This window comes from Peribacillus sp. NPDC097197 (assembly GCF_050278025.1).
Classification (GTDB): Bacteria; Bacillota; Bacilli; order Bacillales; family DSM-1321; genus Peribacillus.
The window spans coordinates 310933-327985 of sequence record NZ_JBNNST010000003.1; the positions used below are offsets into that span (position 1 = coordinate 310933).

General features: G+C 41.6%; 12 protein-coding genes. 3 read left to right on the forward strand and 9 right to left on the reverse strand.

From position 1 onward, the window contains the following. Positions 1-8: 8 nt before the first annotated feature. Positions 9-902: a fumarylacetoacetate hydrolase family protein gene (locus ACQKL6_RS06235; RefSeq protein ID WP_427650811.1), complete on the reverse strand. Its 894-nt coding sequence runs from the start codon at positions 900-902 to the stop codon at positions 9-11. 73 nt (positions 903-975) lie between these two features. After that, entirely contained in the window at positions 976-1743 is a 768-nt protein-coding gene (locus tag ACQKL6_RS06240; RefSeq protein ID WP_427650812.1) for an IclR family transcriptional regulator, read from the reverse strand. 480 nt (positions 1744-2223) lie between these two features. Here ACQKL6_RS06240 and ACQKL6_RS06245 point away from each other — a divergent pair, with 480 nt between their 5' ends. Next, positions 2224-4212, forward strand: coding sequence for a YjhG/YagF family D-xylonate dehydratase (locus ACQKL6_RS06245; RefSeq protein ID WP_427650813.1), 1989 nt, complete (start codon positions 2224-2226; stop codon positions 4210-4212). A gap of 196 nt (positions 4213-4408) precedes the next feature. Further along, on the forward strand, positions 4409-5851 hold the full coding sequence (locus ACQKL6_RS06250) for a GntP family permease (protein WP_427650814.1): 1443 nt from the start codon (positions 4409-4411) through the stop codon (positions 5849-5851). 93 nt (positions 5852-5944) lie between these two features. Here ACQKL6_RS06250 and ACQKL6_RS06255 read toward each other — a convergent pair whose 3' ends face one another. From ACQKL6_RS06255 to ACQKL6_RS06270, 4 genes are all read right to left on the reverse strand, one after another. Beyond that, positions 5945-6463, reverse strand: a complete 519-nt coding sequence (locus ACQKL6_RS06255; RefSeq protein ID WP_427650815.1) for a cupin domain-containing protein — start codon at positions 6461-6463, stop codon at positions 5945-5947. 84 nt (positions 6464-6547) lie between these two features. Next, positions 6548-7405, reverse strand: coding sequence for a DUF6843 domain-containing protein (locus ACQKL6_RS06260; RefSeq protein WP_427650816.1), 858 nt, complete (start codon positions 7403-7405; stop codon positions 6548-6550). Between the two features lie 34 nt (positions 7406-7439). Then, positions 7440-9857 (reverse strand): DEAD/DEAH box helicase family protein, encoded by a 2418-nt coding sequence (locus ACQKL6_RS06265; RefSeq protein ID WP_427650817.1) that lies wholly within the window; start codon positions 9855-9857, stop codon positions 7440-7442. Then, positions 9850-10176 (reverse strand): nucleoside triphosphate pyrophosphohydrolase, encoded by a 327-nt coding sequence (locus ACQKL6_RS06270; protein ID WP_427650818.1) that lies wholly within the window; start codon positions 10174-10176, stop codon positions 9850-9852. The genes ACQKL6_RS06265 and ACQKL6_RS06270 overlap by 8 nt, the downstream gene beginning before the upstream one ends. A 124-nt stretch (positions 10177-10300) precedes the next feature. Between ACQKL6_RS06270 and ACQKL6_RS06275 the strand changes: the two genes are divergently transcribed. After that, positions 10301-10714, forward strand: a complete 414-nt coding sequence (locus tag ACQKL6_RS06275; RefSeq protein ID WP_427650819.1) for a (deoxy)nucleoside triphosphate pyrophosphohydrolase — start codon at positions 10301-10303, stop codon at positions 10712-10714. A 71-nt stretch (positions 10715-10785) separates the two neighbouring features. On the opposite strand, the gene ACQKL6_RS06280 is transcribed toward ACQKL6_RS06275, so the two are convergent. Genes ACQKL6_RS06280 through ACQKL6_RS06290 form a run of 3 tightly spaced genes read right to left on the reverse strand, consistent with a single transcriptional unit; the run spans position 10786 to position 17046 of the window. Then, positions 10786-14079, reverse strand: coding sequence for a DEAD/DEAH box helicase (locus ACQKL6_RS06280; protein ID WP_427650820.1), 3294 nt, complete (start codon positions 14077-14079; stop codon positions 10786-10788). Beyond that, positions 14076-15854 (reverse strand): phospholipase D family protein, encoded by a 1779-nt coding sequence (locus ACQKL6_RS06285; protein WP_427650821.1) that lies wholly within the window; start codon positions 15852-15854, stop codon positions 14076-14078. Before ACQKL6_RS06285 ends, ACQKL6_RS06280 begins: the two co-directional genes overlap by 4 nt. After that, positions 15847-17046: a DUF6361 family protein gene (locus tag ACQKL6_RS06290; RefSeq protein WP_427650822.1), complete on the reverse strand. Its 1200-nt coding sequence runs from the start codon at positions 17044-17046 to the stop codon at positions 15847-15849. The genes ACQKL6_RS06285 and ACQKL6_RS06290 overlap by 8 nt, the downstream gene beginning before the upstream one ends. Positions 17047-17053: the final 7 nt, after the last annotated feature.

A 17053-nucleotide genomic window follows, 5' to 3' on the forward strand; every position in this document is an offset into this window, starting at 1 on the left:
TGCTTTACTCAAACTAAAATGTTCTTCGGTAACTTTACATTATTTTTCAAGACACCGATTCCAGAGACTTCAATTTCAATCCGATCTCCATCCAATAAAGTAAAGTCATTTGCTGGAATGATACACGTACCCGTCAACAAAACAGTGCCGTCAAAAATTTCATTGTCGCGAATGAGGAACGATACTAATTCATGGTATTTTCTTTTTAACTGGCTGGTATTCGCCTGTCCCTCTACTTTAAGCTCGTCATTCCGGTAGATTCTACAGGTGATGTCGAAATCATAAGGATCTTTCACGGACTCGGCAAGGAGGATGGCCGGCCCAATGGAACAAGAGTTTTTCCACATTTTTGCTTGTGGGAGATAAAGAGGATTCTCCCCTTCAATGTCACGACAACTCATGTCATTCCCAATCGTATAACCAAGAATGTCACCTTCCCGGTCGATGACAAGGCCCAGTTCAGGCTCAGGAATCTGCCAATTGGAATCACTGCGTAAATATACGTCCTTCCCTGGGCCAACTGTACGCGCGGCCGTGGACTTAAAGAAAATTTCCGGACGTTCCGCCTCATAGATCTTGTCATAGAAAGTAGTGGCATCAAGCTTTCCATCTGTCGCTTCATAGTTACGTGCATCGCGACTACGCTCATATGTAACGCCAGACGCCCATACTTCTTCCGCTACAATGGGAACGAGTAACGATAAATCTTCTAATGATTGTTGAATAGGCACTGATGTAGAAAGGAAATTTTCTATGAAAGAGAGTGGGGACACTTGTTGTTCATTTGCCTGTTGGATGAGTTCAATCAAGCCTTCTTGAGGAAGGGGGTATACCTCTCCCCCAATGGTAACAGCTGCTAGCGTTGCTTTTGAGTGCTCATTGATATATCGGATAATCCGCATTAAATAGCCTCCTTTTGTTTTATATTATAAAACACGGTTTCTATATATAGACAAAAGGGAAGGGAACCACCTTCTATGAAATTGGTATCCCATTTCCCATTTGCTCTGATAATTCTAAGGTCGCCTGTTTCAGTTGTTCGATGAAAACGTCTAACTGAGAATCATTTATGCGACCTACGAGTGTAGAAAGACTAATCGCTGCAATAACCTTATTCTCATGATTTCGAATAGGCGCTGCAATACAACGAACGCCAGGCTCATTTTCCTGGTTATCGATGGCGTACCCTTGAGATCGAACTTGTTGAAGCTCACGCATGAATTTAGATTCATCCGTAATGGTAAGCTCCGTTTGTTTTAAATAGACATATTCATGTAGAATTTTTTTAATTTCTTCCGGATCTTTAAAGGCGATTAACGCTTTACCGACAGCAGAGCAGTGAAGTGGAATTCGTTTTCCTATTTTTGAATAAAGAATAACAGCCATAGGGCCCTCCACTTTATCAATATATACCCCTTCTTTTCCGTCCAATATAACCAAGTGAGTTGTCTGTCCGGTTTTTGCCGATAAATCCATTAAGTATTTTTTTGATAAATCTCTAACGTCCAAAGACTGTATGACATAGTTCCCTCTTTCAAAAAGCTTCATTCCCAATCCATACTTCCCATTCTCAGGATTCTGGCTGATATAGCCATGATTTAAAAGCGTTTTCAATAAAGAATGGATGGTACTCTTGTGAAGTCCCATTTGATTACTGATATCTGTTATCTTCAATTCTGTTGTATGTTCGTCAAACAAATCGAGAATGCGAAGAGCGCGATCTACTGATTGAATAACAGGCATGATTGTCACCTACTTGTTTTAAATTATGAAACTCGGTTTTATAATGACAAAATTTTCTCATAATTCAATATAATACTAGATTTTTTGAAAAGTCAAGAAGCAATATTACTTACATGGAATTTTTTTCGTCCCATAAATAATTGGATTGAATCCATTTATGTACCTACATAAAATTAAGATGATCCGGATTATTCTTCAGATGACCCCTCCTGGATTACGTCATTATTATCTAGGTAAAACTTCTTATAAATATACGGTTTTTTCCTACGAAAAAATTAATTGACTTTTCAGAAAATATATGATTACTTTAGATTACATCATAAGTTTTTTATAGATGAACGTTGTTTTATATTATAAAACAAAAGGAGGTTTCTCAGAGAACTTCGAAGATAAATATAGATTTGTAGGGAATTAATTACCGGAATATTGCGTGATTTACTTGCGATGAAAGCGAAAATCTAATTGCGGAGGTTTATATATATGTCATTTCAATCAATATTTGGCGATGAGGATGTCTCTCTTTACAAAATTCAAACGCATGCAAAAGGGGCAGATGGTTCCCTCCCCCTTACTTCCGAAATGTTGTTAGAATCACCAAGTGGTGACCTTTTTGGATTATCTCAAAATGTTGGAATGGGATGGTCAGCTTCAAACCTCCTTGGAAAACAAGTCCTCATCCTCGGTACTCAAGGGGGAATTAGGGATCATGATGGTACGCCTATTGCATTAGGCTATCATACCGGCCATTGGGAAATAGGTCTATTAATGAAGGCGGCAGCCGAAGAGATTAGTAAACAAGGCGGCGTTCCCTTTGCAGGATTCGTAAGTGACCCATGCGATGGTCGTACTCAAGGAACGACCGGGATGTTTGATTCCCTTCCGTATCGAAATGATGCCGCCATCGTCTATCGAAGATTAATTCGATCATTGCCTACGGGCCGTGCAGTCATTGGGGTGGCTACATGTGATAAAGGTCTTCCAGCCATGATGGTCGCTTTAGCTTCCATGCACGATTTGCCAACTGTCATCGTCCCTGGAGGTGTGACACTTCCACCCACCAATGGAGAAGATGCAGGAAAGATCCAAACCATCGGGGCGCGATATGCAAACAACGAAATTACGTTGCAAGAAGCTGCCGACCTCGGTTGCCGTGCGTGTGCAACACCAGGCGGCGGCTGTCAATTCCTTGGTACGGCTGGCACATCCCAAGTCGTGGCAGAGGCTCTTGGAATGGCACTACCTCACTCGGCACTAGCCCCTTCAGGCCAACCAGTATGGGTGGAGATGGCAAAGCAATCAGCACGTGCAGCCTTAGAATTGGAGAAGAGAAAAATATCCACCAAGGATATTATTACGGATAAAGCGATAGAAAATGCAATGGTGATTCACGCAGCTTTCGGAGGTTCCACAAACTTATTACTTCATATCCCAGCCATTGCCCATGCAGCTAAATGCAAGTTACCAACTGTTGAAGATTGGACCAGGATCAATAAGAAAGTACCCCGCCTAGTCGATGTACTGCCAAATGGTCCGACTGGCCATACAACCGTAAAGGTATTCCTGGCAGGTGGGGTCCCGGAAGTAATGCTTAATTTAAGAAAACTAGGTGTCTTGCATGAAGATGTACTAACCGTTACCGGAGAAACCCTTGGTGCTAACCTCGATTGGTGGGAACAATCAGAACGACGGGCCATGATGAAGAAACAACTGTTAGAAAATGATGGGATCAATCCTGATGACGTGATCATGGACCCAGCCATAGCAAAAGAAAAAGGGCTAACGTCTACCGTAACATTCCCGAAAGGAAATATTGCTCCTGAAGGATCAGTCATTAAATCCACTTCCATTGATCCATCTGTAGTGGGAGAAGATGGAGTATATCGCCACACAGGAAAAGCCAAAGTGTTCACTTCAGAAAAGTCCGCTATAAAAGCGATTAAAACAGGAGGCATACAAGCAGGAGATATCATGGTCGTTATGGGCGGCGGTCCTTCAGGAACGGGGATGGAGGAAACCTATCAACTAACATCGGCCTTAAAACATCTGTCTTACGGAAAACATGTCTCCTTGATTACGGATGCGCGTTTTTCTGGTGTCTCTACTGGCGCATGTATTGGACACATTGGACCCGAGGCCTTGGCTGGCGGAGCAATAGGAAAATTGCGTGACGGAGATATCATTGAAATCATCGTCGATCGCAATCAATTAGCGGGTTCCGTCAATTTCGTCGGAACGGAGAATGAAAGACTTTCTTTAGAAGAGGCCACTACAGTCTTAGAAGCACGTGACCTTCACCCGGACCTTAGACCGGATCCCAAACTTCCAGATGATACTCGTTTATGGGCTGCACTTCAATCAGTGAGTGGAGGAACTTGGCGTGGAAATATCTATGATACAGATCGAATTATCGAAGTTCTAAAAGCCGGAATAAAAGCATTGGGTGAAGAAAAAACACTCGTTCAGAATTAATATATTTCTGTTCAACTTTGGTGCTTTTTAACACTCTCCCTATCTCCTAAGAAACTGGATAATGAAGTACGCTGACTTTTGCAAAATGAAAGCGGTTACTATTTGACTGGTAAACAAAAGAGCATAACCATCCTAGAGTCATTATTTTCGTAGTTTAAGCAAACTGAAAAATTTAATTATTTCATGGGGGTATAGTATGCCATTACTTATAGTAGCGTTTGGGATTATCCTGTTGCTCATTTTGATTACTGGATTCAAGTTAAATACATTCGTTTCATTGATTGTTGTCTCTTTCGTTGTCTCTTTAGCGCTAGGGACGCCTTTAAAGGATATTGTGACAACCATTGAAGGTGGATTAGGCGGTACACTTGGCCATATTGCTTTAATCTTTGGGCTTGGAGCCATGCTCGGTCGATTAATTGCCGATGCAGGAGGAGCCCAGCGGATTGCCATGACCTTAATTAACAAATTTGGCGAAGATAAAATTCAGTGGGCTGTTGTGGTTGCCTCTTTTATCGTCGGGATCGCCCTATTCTTTGAAGTAGGATTGGTGTTATTGATTCCGATTGTATTCACCATGGCCAAAGAACTGAAAGTTTCAATTCTACACCTAGGTATCCCCATGGCTGCAGCCTTATTAGCCACACATAGTTTCCTACCCCCACATCCAGGCCCAACAGTCATAGCTGGTGAATATGGTGCAGATATTGGATTGGTTTTACTTTACGGGATCATTGTCGCCATACCGACCGTCATCCTTGCAGGTCCCCTATATACGAAGTTTGCTAAAAAAATAGTCCCGGATGCATTCAAGAAAACGGGTAATATCGCTTCTTTGGGCGAACAAAAAACATTCAAGCTGGAAGAAACGCCTGGTTTCGGAATAAGTGTTTTGACTGCCATGTTCCCTGTTTTATTAATGGCCATAGCCACCATCCTTGATATGGTTCAAAAATCAGTAGGCTTTGAAGATAATACATTAATAGAAATCGTTCGTCTGGTAGGAAACGCTTCGACTGCCATGTTGTTATCTTTATTTCTTGCCTTCTATACAATGGGAATCGCAAGAAAGACTCCAATAAGGGATGTAATGGCTTCCTGTACCTCATCCATTGCCGCAATCGGGATGATGCTCTTGATCATTGGAGGCGGCGGTGCCTTCAAGCAAGTACTCATCACTGGTGGTGTAGGAGATTACGTAGCCGAATTATTCACAGGCAGTGCCATGTCACCAATCATCCTTGCCTGGTTAGTCGCTGCCATCTTAAGGGTTTCCTTAGGATCAGCCACAGTTGCCGCTATCTCCACTGCAGGATTAGTCATCCCCATCCTGGCTCAATACGATGTGAATCTAGCCTTGGTAACGCTTGCGACTGGAGCCGGCAGTTCCATTTGTTCGCATGTGAATGACGCAGGATTTTGGATGATTAAAGAATACTTTGGACTAAGCATGAAAGAAACATTCTCAACATGGACCGTACTATCCACTATCACCTCCATATCAGGATTAGGATTCATATTATTATTAAACTCATCCCTGATTATCGCAGGAATCATCATCGTTCTCATTATAATAGGAGCCGTGTATTTCAGTATGACGGACCGACCTAAAGACAAACGAAACACAGTCGGAATATAAAGACGTAAAGAGTCTATATAGTGAAAAAGAGAAGTGGAAATCCTACTAGTCTGTAGAGGATCCACTTCTCTTTTTTATCGTGTGTAAGACAGCTCAATCATTAGGGATCTCTTCGTAACCCAACTTCATGATTACTTCCCTATGTTGAGGATATTTCGACAATAGCTCTTCTTGAGTGAACAGCTCGAAGTCCTGGAACTCAAAACCGGGCGAGACCATGCATCCAACTAATGAGAACGTATCTTCATCCATGACGGAAGAACCGAAGATGGAGTTTTTCGGAACCAACACTTGCGGGACTTCCCCTTCGTCCAGGTTAATCCCCAGCTTATGTTCTTTGTAGTCCCCATTCTCATCAATCACATGAATTATTAAAGGGCTTCCCGCATGGTAATACCATAATTCATCGGATTTCAAACGATGTAGATGGGAAATGTCATTCGAACCCAATAGAAAGAAGATGCTTGTATAAAGCTTTCTCTTTCCTTCAAACGCTACCGATAACTCTTGATCTGAAGTCCGCTCCTCGGATTCAAATGTCCGTTTATAAAATCCACCCTCTGGATGTGGTTCCATCCCGAGCTTGGTCACATAATAGTTCGCATCATTCATAGAAAATACCTCCAAAAAAAGTCCGCTCAATAGTAAGGACGGCGCGTGATTTGATCATATATCAAACCGTACCTACATTTCAATCTAGTATGCAAGCTTATCCAATCCTTCTTCATCGATAATTTGGTCTACCGACATGCCACGGGGCATATCGGGTGGGAATGCATTTTCACCAAACGTATCACCACATTGTGTCTGTGTGACAAAAAAGTAGGAACTGGAGTATTCATATTCTTCGTTCCCGACTCCATCCGTGCCTCCAATATGGATGCACGCTTCGTCAATCTTTTCTTTATTCCCTTCTGAATCCACATAATAATATTGGTCATTAATTATGCCTTCGCTTACAGGAAGGGAGCTGAGTGTGTAGCCTTTATCATTGATTCGGTACACATCAAAACCTTCACTTTTCTCAGGTGGCGGTGCATCCTCGATATTGTACACCACCCTCACTTCCCCCTCATACCCTTTTGGAATGAGATACGATCGATTGGTATACTCTTCGAACATCGTATCCGGAAGTAGCATTAACCCGAATGCAGCCAACGAGAAGAAGAGGACGGTGGATAGCCCGTTCATGAACATCATCTTGTTCGCCGGCTTTTGCCCCCTCCCGTTTCCTCGCGCACTCTGCCACTCTTCTGAAAGAAAGAAGAGCAAAGAGCAGACAACGGCAAAGACTCCTAGATCTCGTAAAACGATGAAGGATAAAAACCCAAAAACCGAATAGACCAAAGAAGCCAAAACAAAACGATATCTTCCAGCCTTTCTCGTGACAAAATCCGATAAAAACGAAACCGGGATTCCGTATACGGTACACCCGATGAAAGCATAGATCAACACGATTACAAACATCCAGGGCTCCAGAAGAAGAAAGAACCCGCTGAGGATAATGCTGACAACTAGGACAGATTTGATTTTTCTACTGATTATTTCTTGCATGGCAATTCTCCTTTGGTGGTCTAGTACCCAAAAATCATCTAGCCTTCCGCTCAAAATGATAATGCAACCGATATTCACAAATATCCTTGGTCATATCAAATAAAAGCGACTGATCCTCTGGTGCAATATCGAAATTCAGCTTAAACGTATCATCTTCATACGAAAGGAGGCCCTTAGAACTTCCACTCCACTTGGTCATCGGCATCGTTGCTATCAACTTACTAACTCCAGCTTCATCATACTGCCATAGTTTCTTAGAAGAGTTGTCTGCAAAGTCGATTTGTTTACGATATTCGGTTTCAGTTAAGTAACCATGGAAGAAAGGAGCCGCTTGCTTAGATGTAATGGGTTTGGACCAATCATTCTGTCCGCGCTCCAGCATCGCCAGTAGAACCACCATCTTATAACTCTTCGCCATACCGGTCTTTTCTACTTCCACCAACCATTGTTCATATTTATGAAAAATGGCTGATTCACTTTGTGAAAGCTCCCCCGCCCATTCTAAAAATCCATAATAAGAAGAGAACTCCTGCCGATACTGCGGAGAATCGGAGGCCCCTTTTAGATGTAACTCCAAATATGTTGGTCTTCTTCCTAACTCTTGCTTTAATACTTGATAATCGCTCAGTAGTTTGTCCCGTCTAGGTTGTTTCTTCCTCGTCATTTCCTTTAAAAGATTAATAACTTGAACATCCAATTCTATATCACATAATTCAGGAACGACTGGCTCAATGATCTTGCTTTTCTTTTTGCCACTGAAGTCTTTATCAAACAAACTCAACTTAACATCTGCATTACGATAGTTGCCTATCAAATCGATGATCACGCAATGATCCTTGGTATCATGGAGCCGTAGCCCCCTGCCCACTTGTTGGGTAAAGACCGTTAAAGATTCAGTCGGTCTTACAAACAAAAGCGTATCTACGGCCGGAATATCGACTCCCTCATTGAATAGATTGACCGTAAAAATAATATCCAACGTGCCATCTGCAAGCTGACTTATGGCATCATCTCGGTTAAGGCCCACTTGCTTGGAATGAAGGCTAACCGTTCGAAATCCCTTCCTATTAAAATAGGTAGAAAGAAAATCGGCTTGTTTAATCGAAGAACAGAAGCCTATTGTCCGCGTTTGCTTTTTGTCTGTCCAAGCCTTCAGTACCTTATCAGCCATCTCATCCCGTAATTGAAGCTGAAGTAATTCGGCTTCATCATACCGATTCCCGAGCCATGTAATCTGACTATAATCTGTCTCATCATAGACACCATAATATTTAAATGGTGAAAGCCAGTTCCGCTCAATTGCCTCCAAGAAATCCAATCGGAAAGCGACATTCCCACCGCAAATTGCATACACATCTTTGTTATCGTTTCGATCCGGCGTGGCTGTTATCCCCAACATGAATTTCGGCTGAAAGTACTCCAGCACCCGTTGATAAGAATCCGCTGCCGCATGATGAAATTCATCGACCACAATCAAATCAAACTCTTCAGGATCAAACACTTGGAGATGCCGCTGCATGCTTAATGTATAAATGGAAGCAAAAGTGGTGTGTCCGTTCGTTTCCTTCACCTTGCCATTATAGATCGAAAAATCCTGATCAGGCATGACCGTCTGGAATGACTTCTTTGCCTGATGCAGGATTTCTTCAAGATGGGCAATAAACAGGACCCGTTTAAAACTACGAGCAAAGAAACCAGCAAGATACGTTTTTCCTAATCCGGTCGCCATCACGACCAATGCCTTATCATAATCTTCTACCAGTGTTTTATTCAGTTCCTCAAGCGCCTCGATTTGTGCAAATCGTGGATAAATTTCTCCATACGGAGCCGGTGGATCATGAATGACTTCAGTTGTTGGAATGGGTTCTGTCTCGCTTGGAAGCATTAAATCCATTTCTTCTGTCTCGGTCCATTTTTGTGCAAGATTTGGCGTATGTATGTGAAACTTCTCATACCGATCTTCGTACTCCTTCAGCGTTTCTTGATTCAATGGAATCGTTTGACCGGCATAAAACGTTTCTAAAAAAAGGTGCAAGCCTTCAGAAAAGACATCCTCATCATCACTAATGGAAAGACTCCACTCCACCCCATGACTTAACGCTGACCTTGATAGATTGGAAGAACCAACAAACAAGCAATCCTGATTCTCCGTTTGGAAAAGGTAGGCTTTGGGATGAAAGGACACACCATTACTCTTCCACAGTCTGACCTCAATCCTAGGATCAATCTCTAAAAACATTCGCAATGCTTCTGGCTGCGTCACAAATAAATAATCGCCTGTACACACCTTAATCTCTGCCCCACGTTCAGCTGCCACTTTCAAGGCATCTCTCAGATACTGAACACCAGACTTCATGACAAAGGAAGTCAAAATACATATCGAAGAAGCAGACTGAATCTGTTCCAATAAGTGCGTTCCAAGTTGATGGGTGATTAACTGAACCTTACTCATCTTCAACCTCAATCAGATAAATCTTCTCCATAAAGCCACCACGTTTAGCAGCCTTACTTCTCCGAACTTCTTCTACTTCCTCCATAGAAGATCCATGATACTCAGCTAGTGCATGCATAATTTCCAACACATCTGCCAATTCTTCAATCGCATCTTCTTTATTATCCGTCTCTACATATTCCTGTAACTCCTCAAAGCTTTTCTTTTTCAGTTCATCTATGTATTCATTATCATTTAACACTCTGGTTGTATATTTCTTACCTGTGGCTTCGATTATTTGTGGGATACGATCCCGGACTAGTTTGTTGTGGACTGGCATATAACAACGGCCTCCTTTAGGTTTATATCATGATTATATCAAAAGACCCTCTTTATTTTGTCATTTCCACACAGGCTCTCAATCATGATATTATTTACACATAGCAAAACCATAGGAGGATACCATGAAGAAGCTAGTTAAAGTAGTTGCAGCCATTATCGAAAACGAGAAAAATGAAATACTATGTGCGTTACGCTCTCCAGACATGAGCATTCCAAATATGTGGGAGTTTCCCGGTGGAAAAATAGAAAAAGGTGAAGATGCCTTTTCTGCTTTAATAAGAGAGATTGATGAAGAATTGCAGTGTAAAGTAGAAACAGAAGGGGCGGTATTTAATGATAACACCCATGAATACGACACCTTCATTATTAATTTGTTATCCATAAAATGTAGAATTATTGAAGGGACACCAACAGCAAGTGAGCATTCCAAGTTCATTTGGTTAAAACGAGAAAATTTAAGCTCTCTTAAATGGGCACCTGCTGACATCCCAGCAGTTGAGCAATTGATGAACGAAAAAAATAGTCTTCTCAAATGAGTAGACTATTTTTTTCATAACCGGCTTATTTCCCCAACTACTTCTAGCCTCTTACCACATTCGTTCTCTCTTTACATATCGTCTTTTTCCGCTTTCTTATAAAAAGGACTCAAGTTTATAAATAGTTTTTTCAACTGTTCTTCTTCAATATTATCCTTAAATATATATTCAATCAGTTCTTCTTGGCGCGCTTGTCCTAAACTCAGTCGGTAGAGAGCAAGGATTTTCATAAGCCGGTCATATTTTACCCCGTCTCTGCTAAGTGGATAGAGTGGAACAATCCTCTCAATTTTAATGTCCTGGTTTCCTGGGAGACTCCAAAACGGCACTAATTCCGATGTTTGATCATCTCTTTCCACGAAGTTCGCGGTATGAAACATCTCCTGCCATATGTTTTTTTTAAATTTTATATCACCGTATTTATTGGCGATGTTCTGCCGGATAGCTAGGGATTTATACCGGTTGATTCTACCCTCTCGCTGCTCCAGGTCAATCGGGTTTGAAGTGAGATTCCAATGGAAGATTTTCCGGCAATAATAGTGAAAGTCTAGTCCCTCCTGTCCGATTGAAGTTGTGGCCAACACAAATGGACGAAAGGGCGAATTGAACGATAGCCGGATGTTTTCCTTTCGGTTAAGTGTTTTATCCTCATTTCTCGTATCATAAAAGCCAACGGCATAATTGGTTCTCATTTTGATGTAGGGGTCTTCTCCCCCTTTGTTCTCTTTGCCATCAGACATGATGCGATTTTTAAAAGTTTGATACGTATCAACATTGTAGCTTGCCGTGTGTGTTTTTAGAGAATTGGCCATCACTTTAATCAGCTGTTTATTTCGCTGCTGTTTTTCTGCTTTATTCAGCCCGCCTTCTTCAAGAAGCATATGGGCATATTCATCGAGCATGGCTTGGATATTTCCATCGACACAGTATTTGAGCACGTTTTGCCAATAAGCGTCCTTACTTTCCGTTCCATATTCTAGTTCGACAATAGAGATGGCTTCCTGTGTATTAAAACGGTCAACCATGACCTTAGCCAGATGAATGGCTCCTGTCAGAGATTCACTGTCCAAATCCTCAAGCATCCTGGCTACGGCCACGGCGGGAGATCCTAAAACCATATGAACGAGAACATCAAGTAAATTATCTGGCTGTCTCCCTAGCACGGGAAGCTTTTCACTGACAAAGATTGACCGAAGCTCTTCTACATGCTTCTTTAATACACCTTTATCCGCTCCGTTCTCTTCTTTTTCATCAGCCTCCAATGAAGGTAAAACATCCGATTTCTCAAACCACTCATGAATCGGCTTTTCACCTAAATCGAATAACAATGGAGCCAGGTAATACCATCTTTCATCCTGACGTGACTGGTCTTCCTTCCGTTCATATGGTAGTTGATCGAGCCTTTTTTGAATTTCAGCCTTTATCTCTCCTTTTATTTCGGCAATAGTAAGCTTCCTATTCAACACATCTACCGGGTTGAAGAGCTTAGCCAAGGTGATGGAAGGATATAAAAGAGTAAGATGATTCATATTGGCTGGCGCCTGATCTTTCATAGCGAACGTTAATCTTGGTGAAGGGAACCGTCGTTCTGCAAAGTAGTTTCGTGTTTTATCCTTTTTCTTCTTTAGTGTTTTCTTAATCAATTCTCCTACTGTTCGACGCTCAGCTTCATAGGAAATAAGAGTCGCGATTGCCCGCGGGACCATTTCCCATGCAGAGAACGCTAGCACTTTAGAAAAACGGCTTTGCCCGGTGAAAGGACCCCCAAACTCATAGTAGGGAATGGACGGTGGGATCCACATAAGTCTCTCCGCTTTTTTTGGAAGGGAGGTTTCTTGCAGTTTCGTTAGCTTGGCATTCATGGCCGGCAATTTCTCATAGTTTGCGATTGCCTTTCGACTCACCCAAAGCACAGGTTTTCTAGCCAATGTGATTTTGTCACGGTTTTCCCTAAAATAATGGGTGATCTTTTGCTTCAGCTTATAATGCTCCATGAAGGACATGAGAAAAGGTGCGGATTTCACATATTCTGCCGGTACCTTGTCCTTTAAATCTGCATCCTCCAAAAGTCGGTCCATTTCGATATAGGACAGCACATCATTTTCGGTAATCCTCAGAGGACTCCCAACGGAAGAATCAATCAGCTCGCTTGCACCCTCCACAAGCATACGTTCAGTACGTGCTATACCTTTATAGAGACTATCTTCTGCTTTCTGTTTCTTGATTGTGACCATCGCAAAATCTTGAAATTCTAATTGGCTTAAAGCGAATGAATAATCATGCCACACTTTCTTGAAATTCTGTTGATGCTCCGGATGTTTTTCAAACAAAAAATCCGTGACCTGCATAAATTCCTTATAGTGATCATCGCTTCCCGTTTCACTCATTTCTTCCATTGTGGAATATAACTTGTAGGGAGTGGCAGACAATAAAAGAATGTTCACCTTTTCTTCATTTTCCTTGGAGCTGTTAAAAAACTTACTGGCTAGTAGGGCCGTTTCACTCTCTCCGTCAGAATCAATCAGCTCGGGGAAGCGCTGAAACTCATCCATAATCACAAGATCAGCATCCATTAAATCGACACTGATTTCTGCCATCATTTTTCGCAGCTCATGGATCAGTTTACTGGCACCGTCTACTCGTTTACCCGGTATTCCTTCCCTGCGTATGACGTGACAAACCTCTGCTAAAATCTCCACCAAGTCCGCTTCCTGCTTGAAGAAACCATCGACCTTCTCAAGGAGGACTGTGCAATATTCGTTATTGCTCTGCGCGTCACAAGCCTCGACTCTCTCTTCATAAACGTGTTTCCACCAATCCCAGCTTTTTGTGGCCGTGTCCATCATCAAGGTTTCTAACTCAACTAGATAAGGCTGCAAAAGGTGATATCTTTTTAAAATAGCGAACATCAAAGCTCTTTCTAAAACACTTCCACAACCTCCAGTCATATCGAAGGAAGTGGATGGGGTTAACGGAATGAGCTGGATATAATGATCCTTCATTTCCGGATTGAATTTATTTTCAAATATTTTCAAATGCTGCATCGATAACCTTGTATCCGACAGGCCGTCCAACAAAACCTGTTGATCGATTTTCAGCTTCGCCAGGTTTTGGCCTGCAATGCTTTGATTGGAACAAACATATACGACCTTAAATAAATCATCATTCAATGCATACCGGTGATAGCGGGCCATTTTGGCTATGACCCCTCTCGCTATCATTGTTTTGCCAAGCCCGACTTCATCCGCTACTAGGACACGTGCATAATCATGGGTAAAAAGGTGATAGACCCTCTCCACGGTTGCTTGCTGAAAATCTTTTAACCCAGAAAGGATTTCCTGTTCCTTTTGAATGAGATTCATCATCTTCTCACCTTCTTAGCTGCTTTGTTGAATGTTTGATATAAGGCATGGAACTCATTTGGGATGATGTCTTCGTCATGGGTGATGATATCCATAATCGCTTCCACTTCTTTCAGTTTCTCTGGTGAACGGGAAGCTGCTCTTAGCATATTCTCATAGAGAACAGGGTAATCGCCTGTCGTCATATCCCAATTCCCTGCTCCAAACTTCTTATTCTGTGACTCCTCAAGGGCAGACAATAGTAAATCATCTGATAATAAAAAAGCCACATATTTCAGAAAGGTGTATGGGTCATTAATAATGGAACGGAAGATTTCTGATTCTCTTTCTTTTGGAATCCCTTCCGTCTCAATCTTGATAATTCTCTTCACCTTTTCGCCGTCTTTTTCTGCCCGGATATTATAAAATTCACCCAGCTCTAACAGGCTCAAATTTTGAATGAATGTCTCCTGTTTGAGTGGCTGCATGTTTTTACTTAACAATGGCCCAATTGAAAACTGGGTATCTTCAGGAAGTGAATCAAAAGTAATTCGCATAGTAAAGTGATTTTCTTCAGTAAGAATCATGGCTTTCGATGGTATTCGGCATAACTCTTTGATTCGCTTCTGTAGTTCATCGGTTACGTCTGATTCAAACTCGTCAGTGAATGGTGGAAGGGTTTCTATTTTTTCGAAGGGATTTTGTTCTTCATTCTCCCCGAATAAATCATCCAATAAATCCATAATCTTGAACCCATATTTTTGATAGTGTAATTTCAGCAAGAACTCTATGTTCCCGTTAAATGCATTGGATGAGCTATTGGCGGAACCAATATAAATATGATGCTGATTATATTTGGTTCTGGCATAGAGCTTTGCATGAATATCCTGAAATTGAGCCATGACATGTTCAGCATTTTCTTCACTAATGGAGGACTCGCCTTCAACCACACTATCTTTCAACACATATACATCGAAGTCCTGGAATACGTGTTCTTTAAGCTTAGATAATTCCGTTTTCCTTGTAATCAACACTTTAGTCGCATCTTTCAATGATTTATCATTTAGTTCTTTTATGATCGTTTCACTAAGGAATGGCGAAATGATAATCAGTTTATGATAGGTTTCAAATAGTTCCGTCTCTTCTTTTCCATATCCCTCAATGCCAATCGGACAGAACTCAACCTCCGGAATCGATGAATCAACCGTATCAAATTGGACGAATTCCAGCTCTGCTATTAATTTTTTGATTTGCTTTTTCTTTTGCTTATTTTTTGTATAGGGGATAAGGAAAGACAAGAAATCGGATAATGGCTGATTTCGAGGATTCTTTCCTTTTACCTTTTTCCCTTCCAGCGCAATCGCCATATCCCAGCTTCTATCGAAGGTCAGATTACGGGACAACACCAGCACCCGATATAATTCATTCCGATCTTTGTCATGATATTTTATGACCCAAACTTTTGGGTGAAAAGAATAATCGTTTTCTAATGCCACTTCAAATACTGAATTCTCCATTAATGCGAATAGGTTGTTTCCGTTCTTCGGCGCCTTAATTTGTCCTGCTTCACAATATATCGCAAATGCGTCCACGCTTCTTCTTAATCCCTCAAGAACATAAATTGGATCATCCTGAAGTGTATGGTCCATTTCTTCTGAAAGACTCAGGGCCAAAGGAACACCAACAAGTGCCTCCAAGTCCAATGAGTAAGTCGTTCCAATGGCAAACTCCACATCATACCCTGGCGGGGGCATTAGCAAATCGCTATAATTGAGTCGATTCTCTGCTGGTTTAAGCATGAGGTTCCTCCAATCCTTTCATGGTATCTGTGAGTAGTACTTTTGCATTTGCAAAACGGTATTGAAGCTTTTCGGTCCCAACCCAATCCCCTTCTTTATAATGGTACACCTTCGTATTGTGAAGCTTTGCGCGGTCTTTTGTTTTCAGTTCAATTTCACGGTTTATAATAAGCTGATCCATGACTGACTCGTCCCCTGATATGACTGCTTTTTGCCACCCCTCAAGAAACCTGTTCAATCGAATATTATGGATGCCAAGGCGATGGGTAAGCTCTCTGAATGGAAAGGACGGAAATTCTCGTTGGACAAAGGAACTCACCTTCCACTTTTCCCACTTCTGCAGGGCTTCTTCATTCTCTCCATTAGAAAGGATTACATTGTAACGGATATTCGCACCAGAGACGAACTCGCTAAACCGCTTTGCCATCATGTAGTCTTCTTTTATATGGGCCGGAAGATGGAGAGCATCACCAATGGCTTCGAAATCATGAATTTTCTCCACTTCTTCAAAATCTCTTTTAAGCAAAAAGGCAAATAAACTCTCTTTACCTCTTTCGGATTTGACGATTTTCCCTTTTAAGAATTCCGCCTCATGATAACTAAGTTCCATAGTGAGACCTTCCCTCCAATCCGCTTCTGGAAGAAGGCAACTCCAAAACATACCATTATATTCATCTATACTTGTATTCACATCATCATTTTCTTCATTGCCTAAGAATCGTGCCGAGTTTTTATTCTTCTTCATACTGATAACTGCCTTTGCATAGTTTGCCAATGAGAGGGAGTTATGCTTAAAGATTTCAAACGTTCGCAGTCCACTCCAATAGATACTGGAAGGTTTCCTCTTAAGCTTATGACCTGCACGAGCTCCAATAACGCCATCAACCTCTTGTTTATTCAAAATATCAATTAACGCGATTTCTTCTATATCTAGCTTTTCGATAAGTTCCTTCGAAGATTTATAATTCTCTTTCTCTAGTTCCATCAATAAATAAGGGACAATAAAAAAATACTTCGCCCTCGTCTGGATGGTCGATGTACCAGGAAAAAGAATATCAGCCAAGCCATCCCGAATGGACCCAATTCCGAGTTCATCCAATGCTCCTGGGGAAGATAGGGCATCAAGGACTGCCATCACCTTATTTCGATGTTCCCCCGAATAATCAATCCAACCAATTTTTAAAGAATTCAATGTAGGG

Bases quoted from the DNA above. Each gene is read 5' to 3' on its own strand.
- ACQKL6_RS06235 (WP_427650811.1), bottom strand. From the start codon at position 902: ATGCGGATTATCCGATATATCAATGAGCACTCAAAAGCAACGCTAGCA.
- ACQKL6_RS06240 (WP_427650812.1), bottom strand. From the start codon at position 1,743: ATGCCTGTTATTCAATCAGTAGATCGCGCTCTTCGCATTCTCGATTTG.
- ACQKL6_RS06245 (WP_427650813.1), top strand. From the start codon at position 2,224: ATGTCATTTCAATCAATATTTGGCGATGAGGATGTCTCTCTTTACAAA.
- ACQKL6_RS06250 (WP_427650814.1), top strand. From the start codon at position 4,409: ATGCCATTACTTATAGTAGCGTTTGGGATTATCCTGTTGCTCATTTTG.
- ACQKL6_RS06255 (WP_427650815.1), bottom strand. From the start codon at position 6,463: ATGAATGATGCGAACTATTATGTGACCAAGCTCGGGATGGAACCACAT.
- ACQKL6_RS06260 (WP_427650816.1), bottom strand. From the start codon at position 7,405: ATGCAAGAAATAATCAGTAGAAAAATCAAATCTGTCCTAGTTGTCAGC.
- ACQKL6_RS06265 (WP_427650817.1), bottom strand. From the start codon at position 9,857: ATGAGTAAGGTTCAGTTAATCACCCATCAACTTGGAACGCACTTATTG.
- ACQKL6_RS06270 (WP_427650818.1), bottom strand. From the start codon at position 10,176: ATGCCAGTCCACAACAAACTAGTCCGGGATCGTATCCCACAAATAATC.
- ACQKL6_RS06275 (WP_427650819.1), top strand. From the start codon at position 10,301: ATGAAGAAGCTAGTTAAAGTAGTTGCAGCCATTATCGAAAACGAGAAA.
- ACQKL6_RS06280 (WP_427650820.1), bottom strand. From the start codon at position 14,079: ATGATGAATCTCATTCAAAAGGAACAGGAAATCCTTTCTGGGTTAAAA.
- ACQKL6_RS06285 (WP_427650821.1), bottom strand. From the start codon at position 15,854: ATGCTTAAACCAGCAGAGAATCGACTCAATTATAGCGATTTGCTAATG.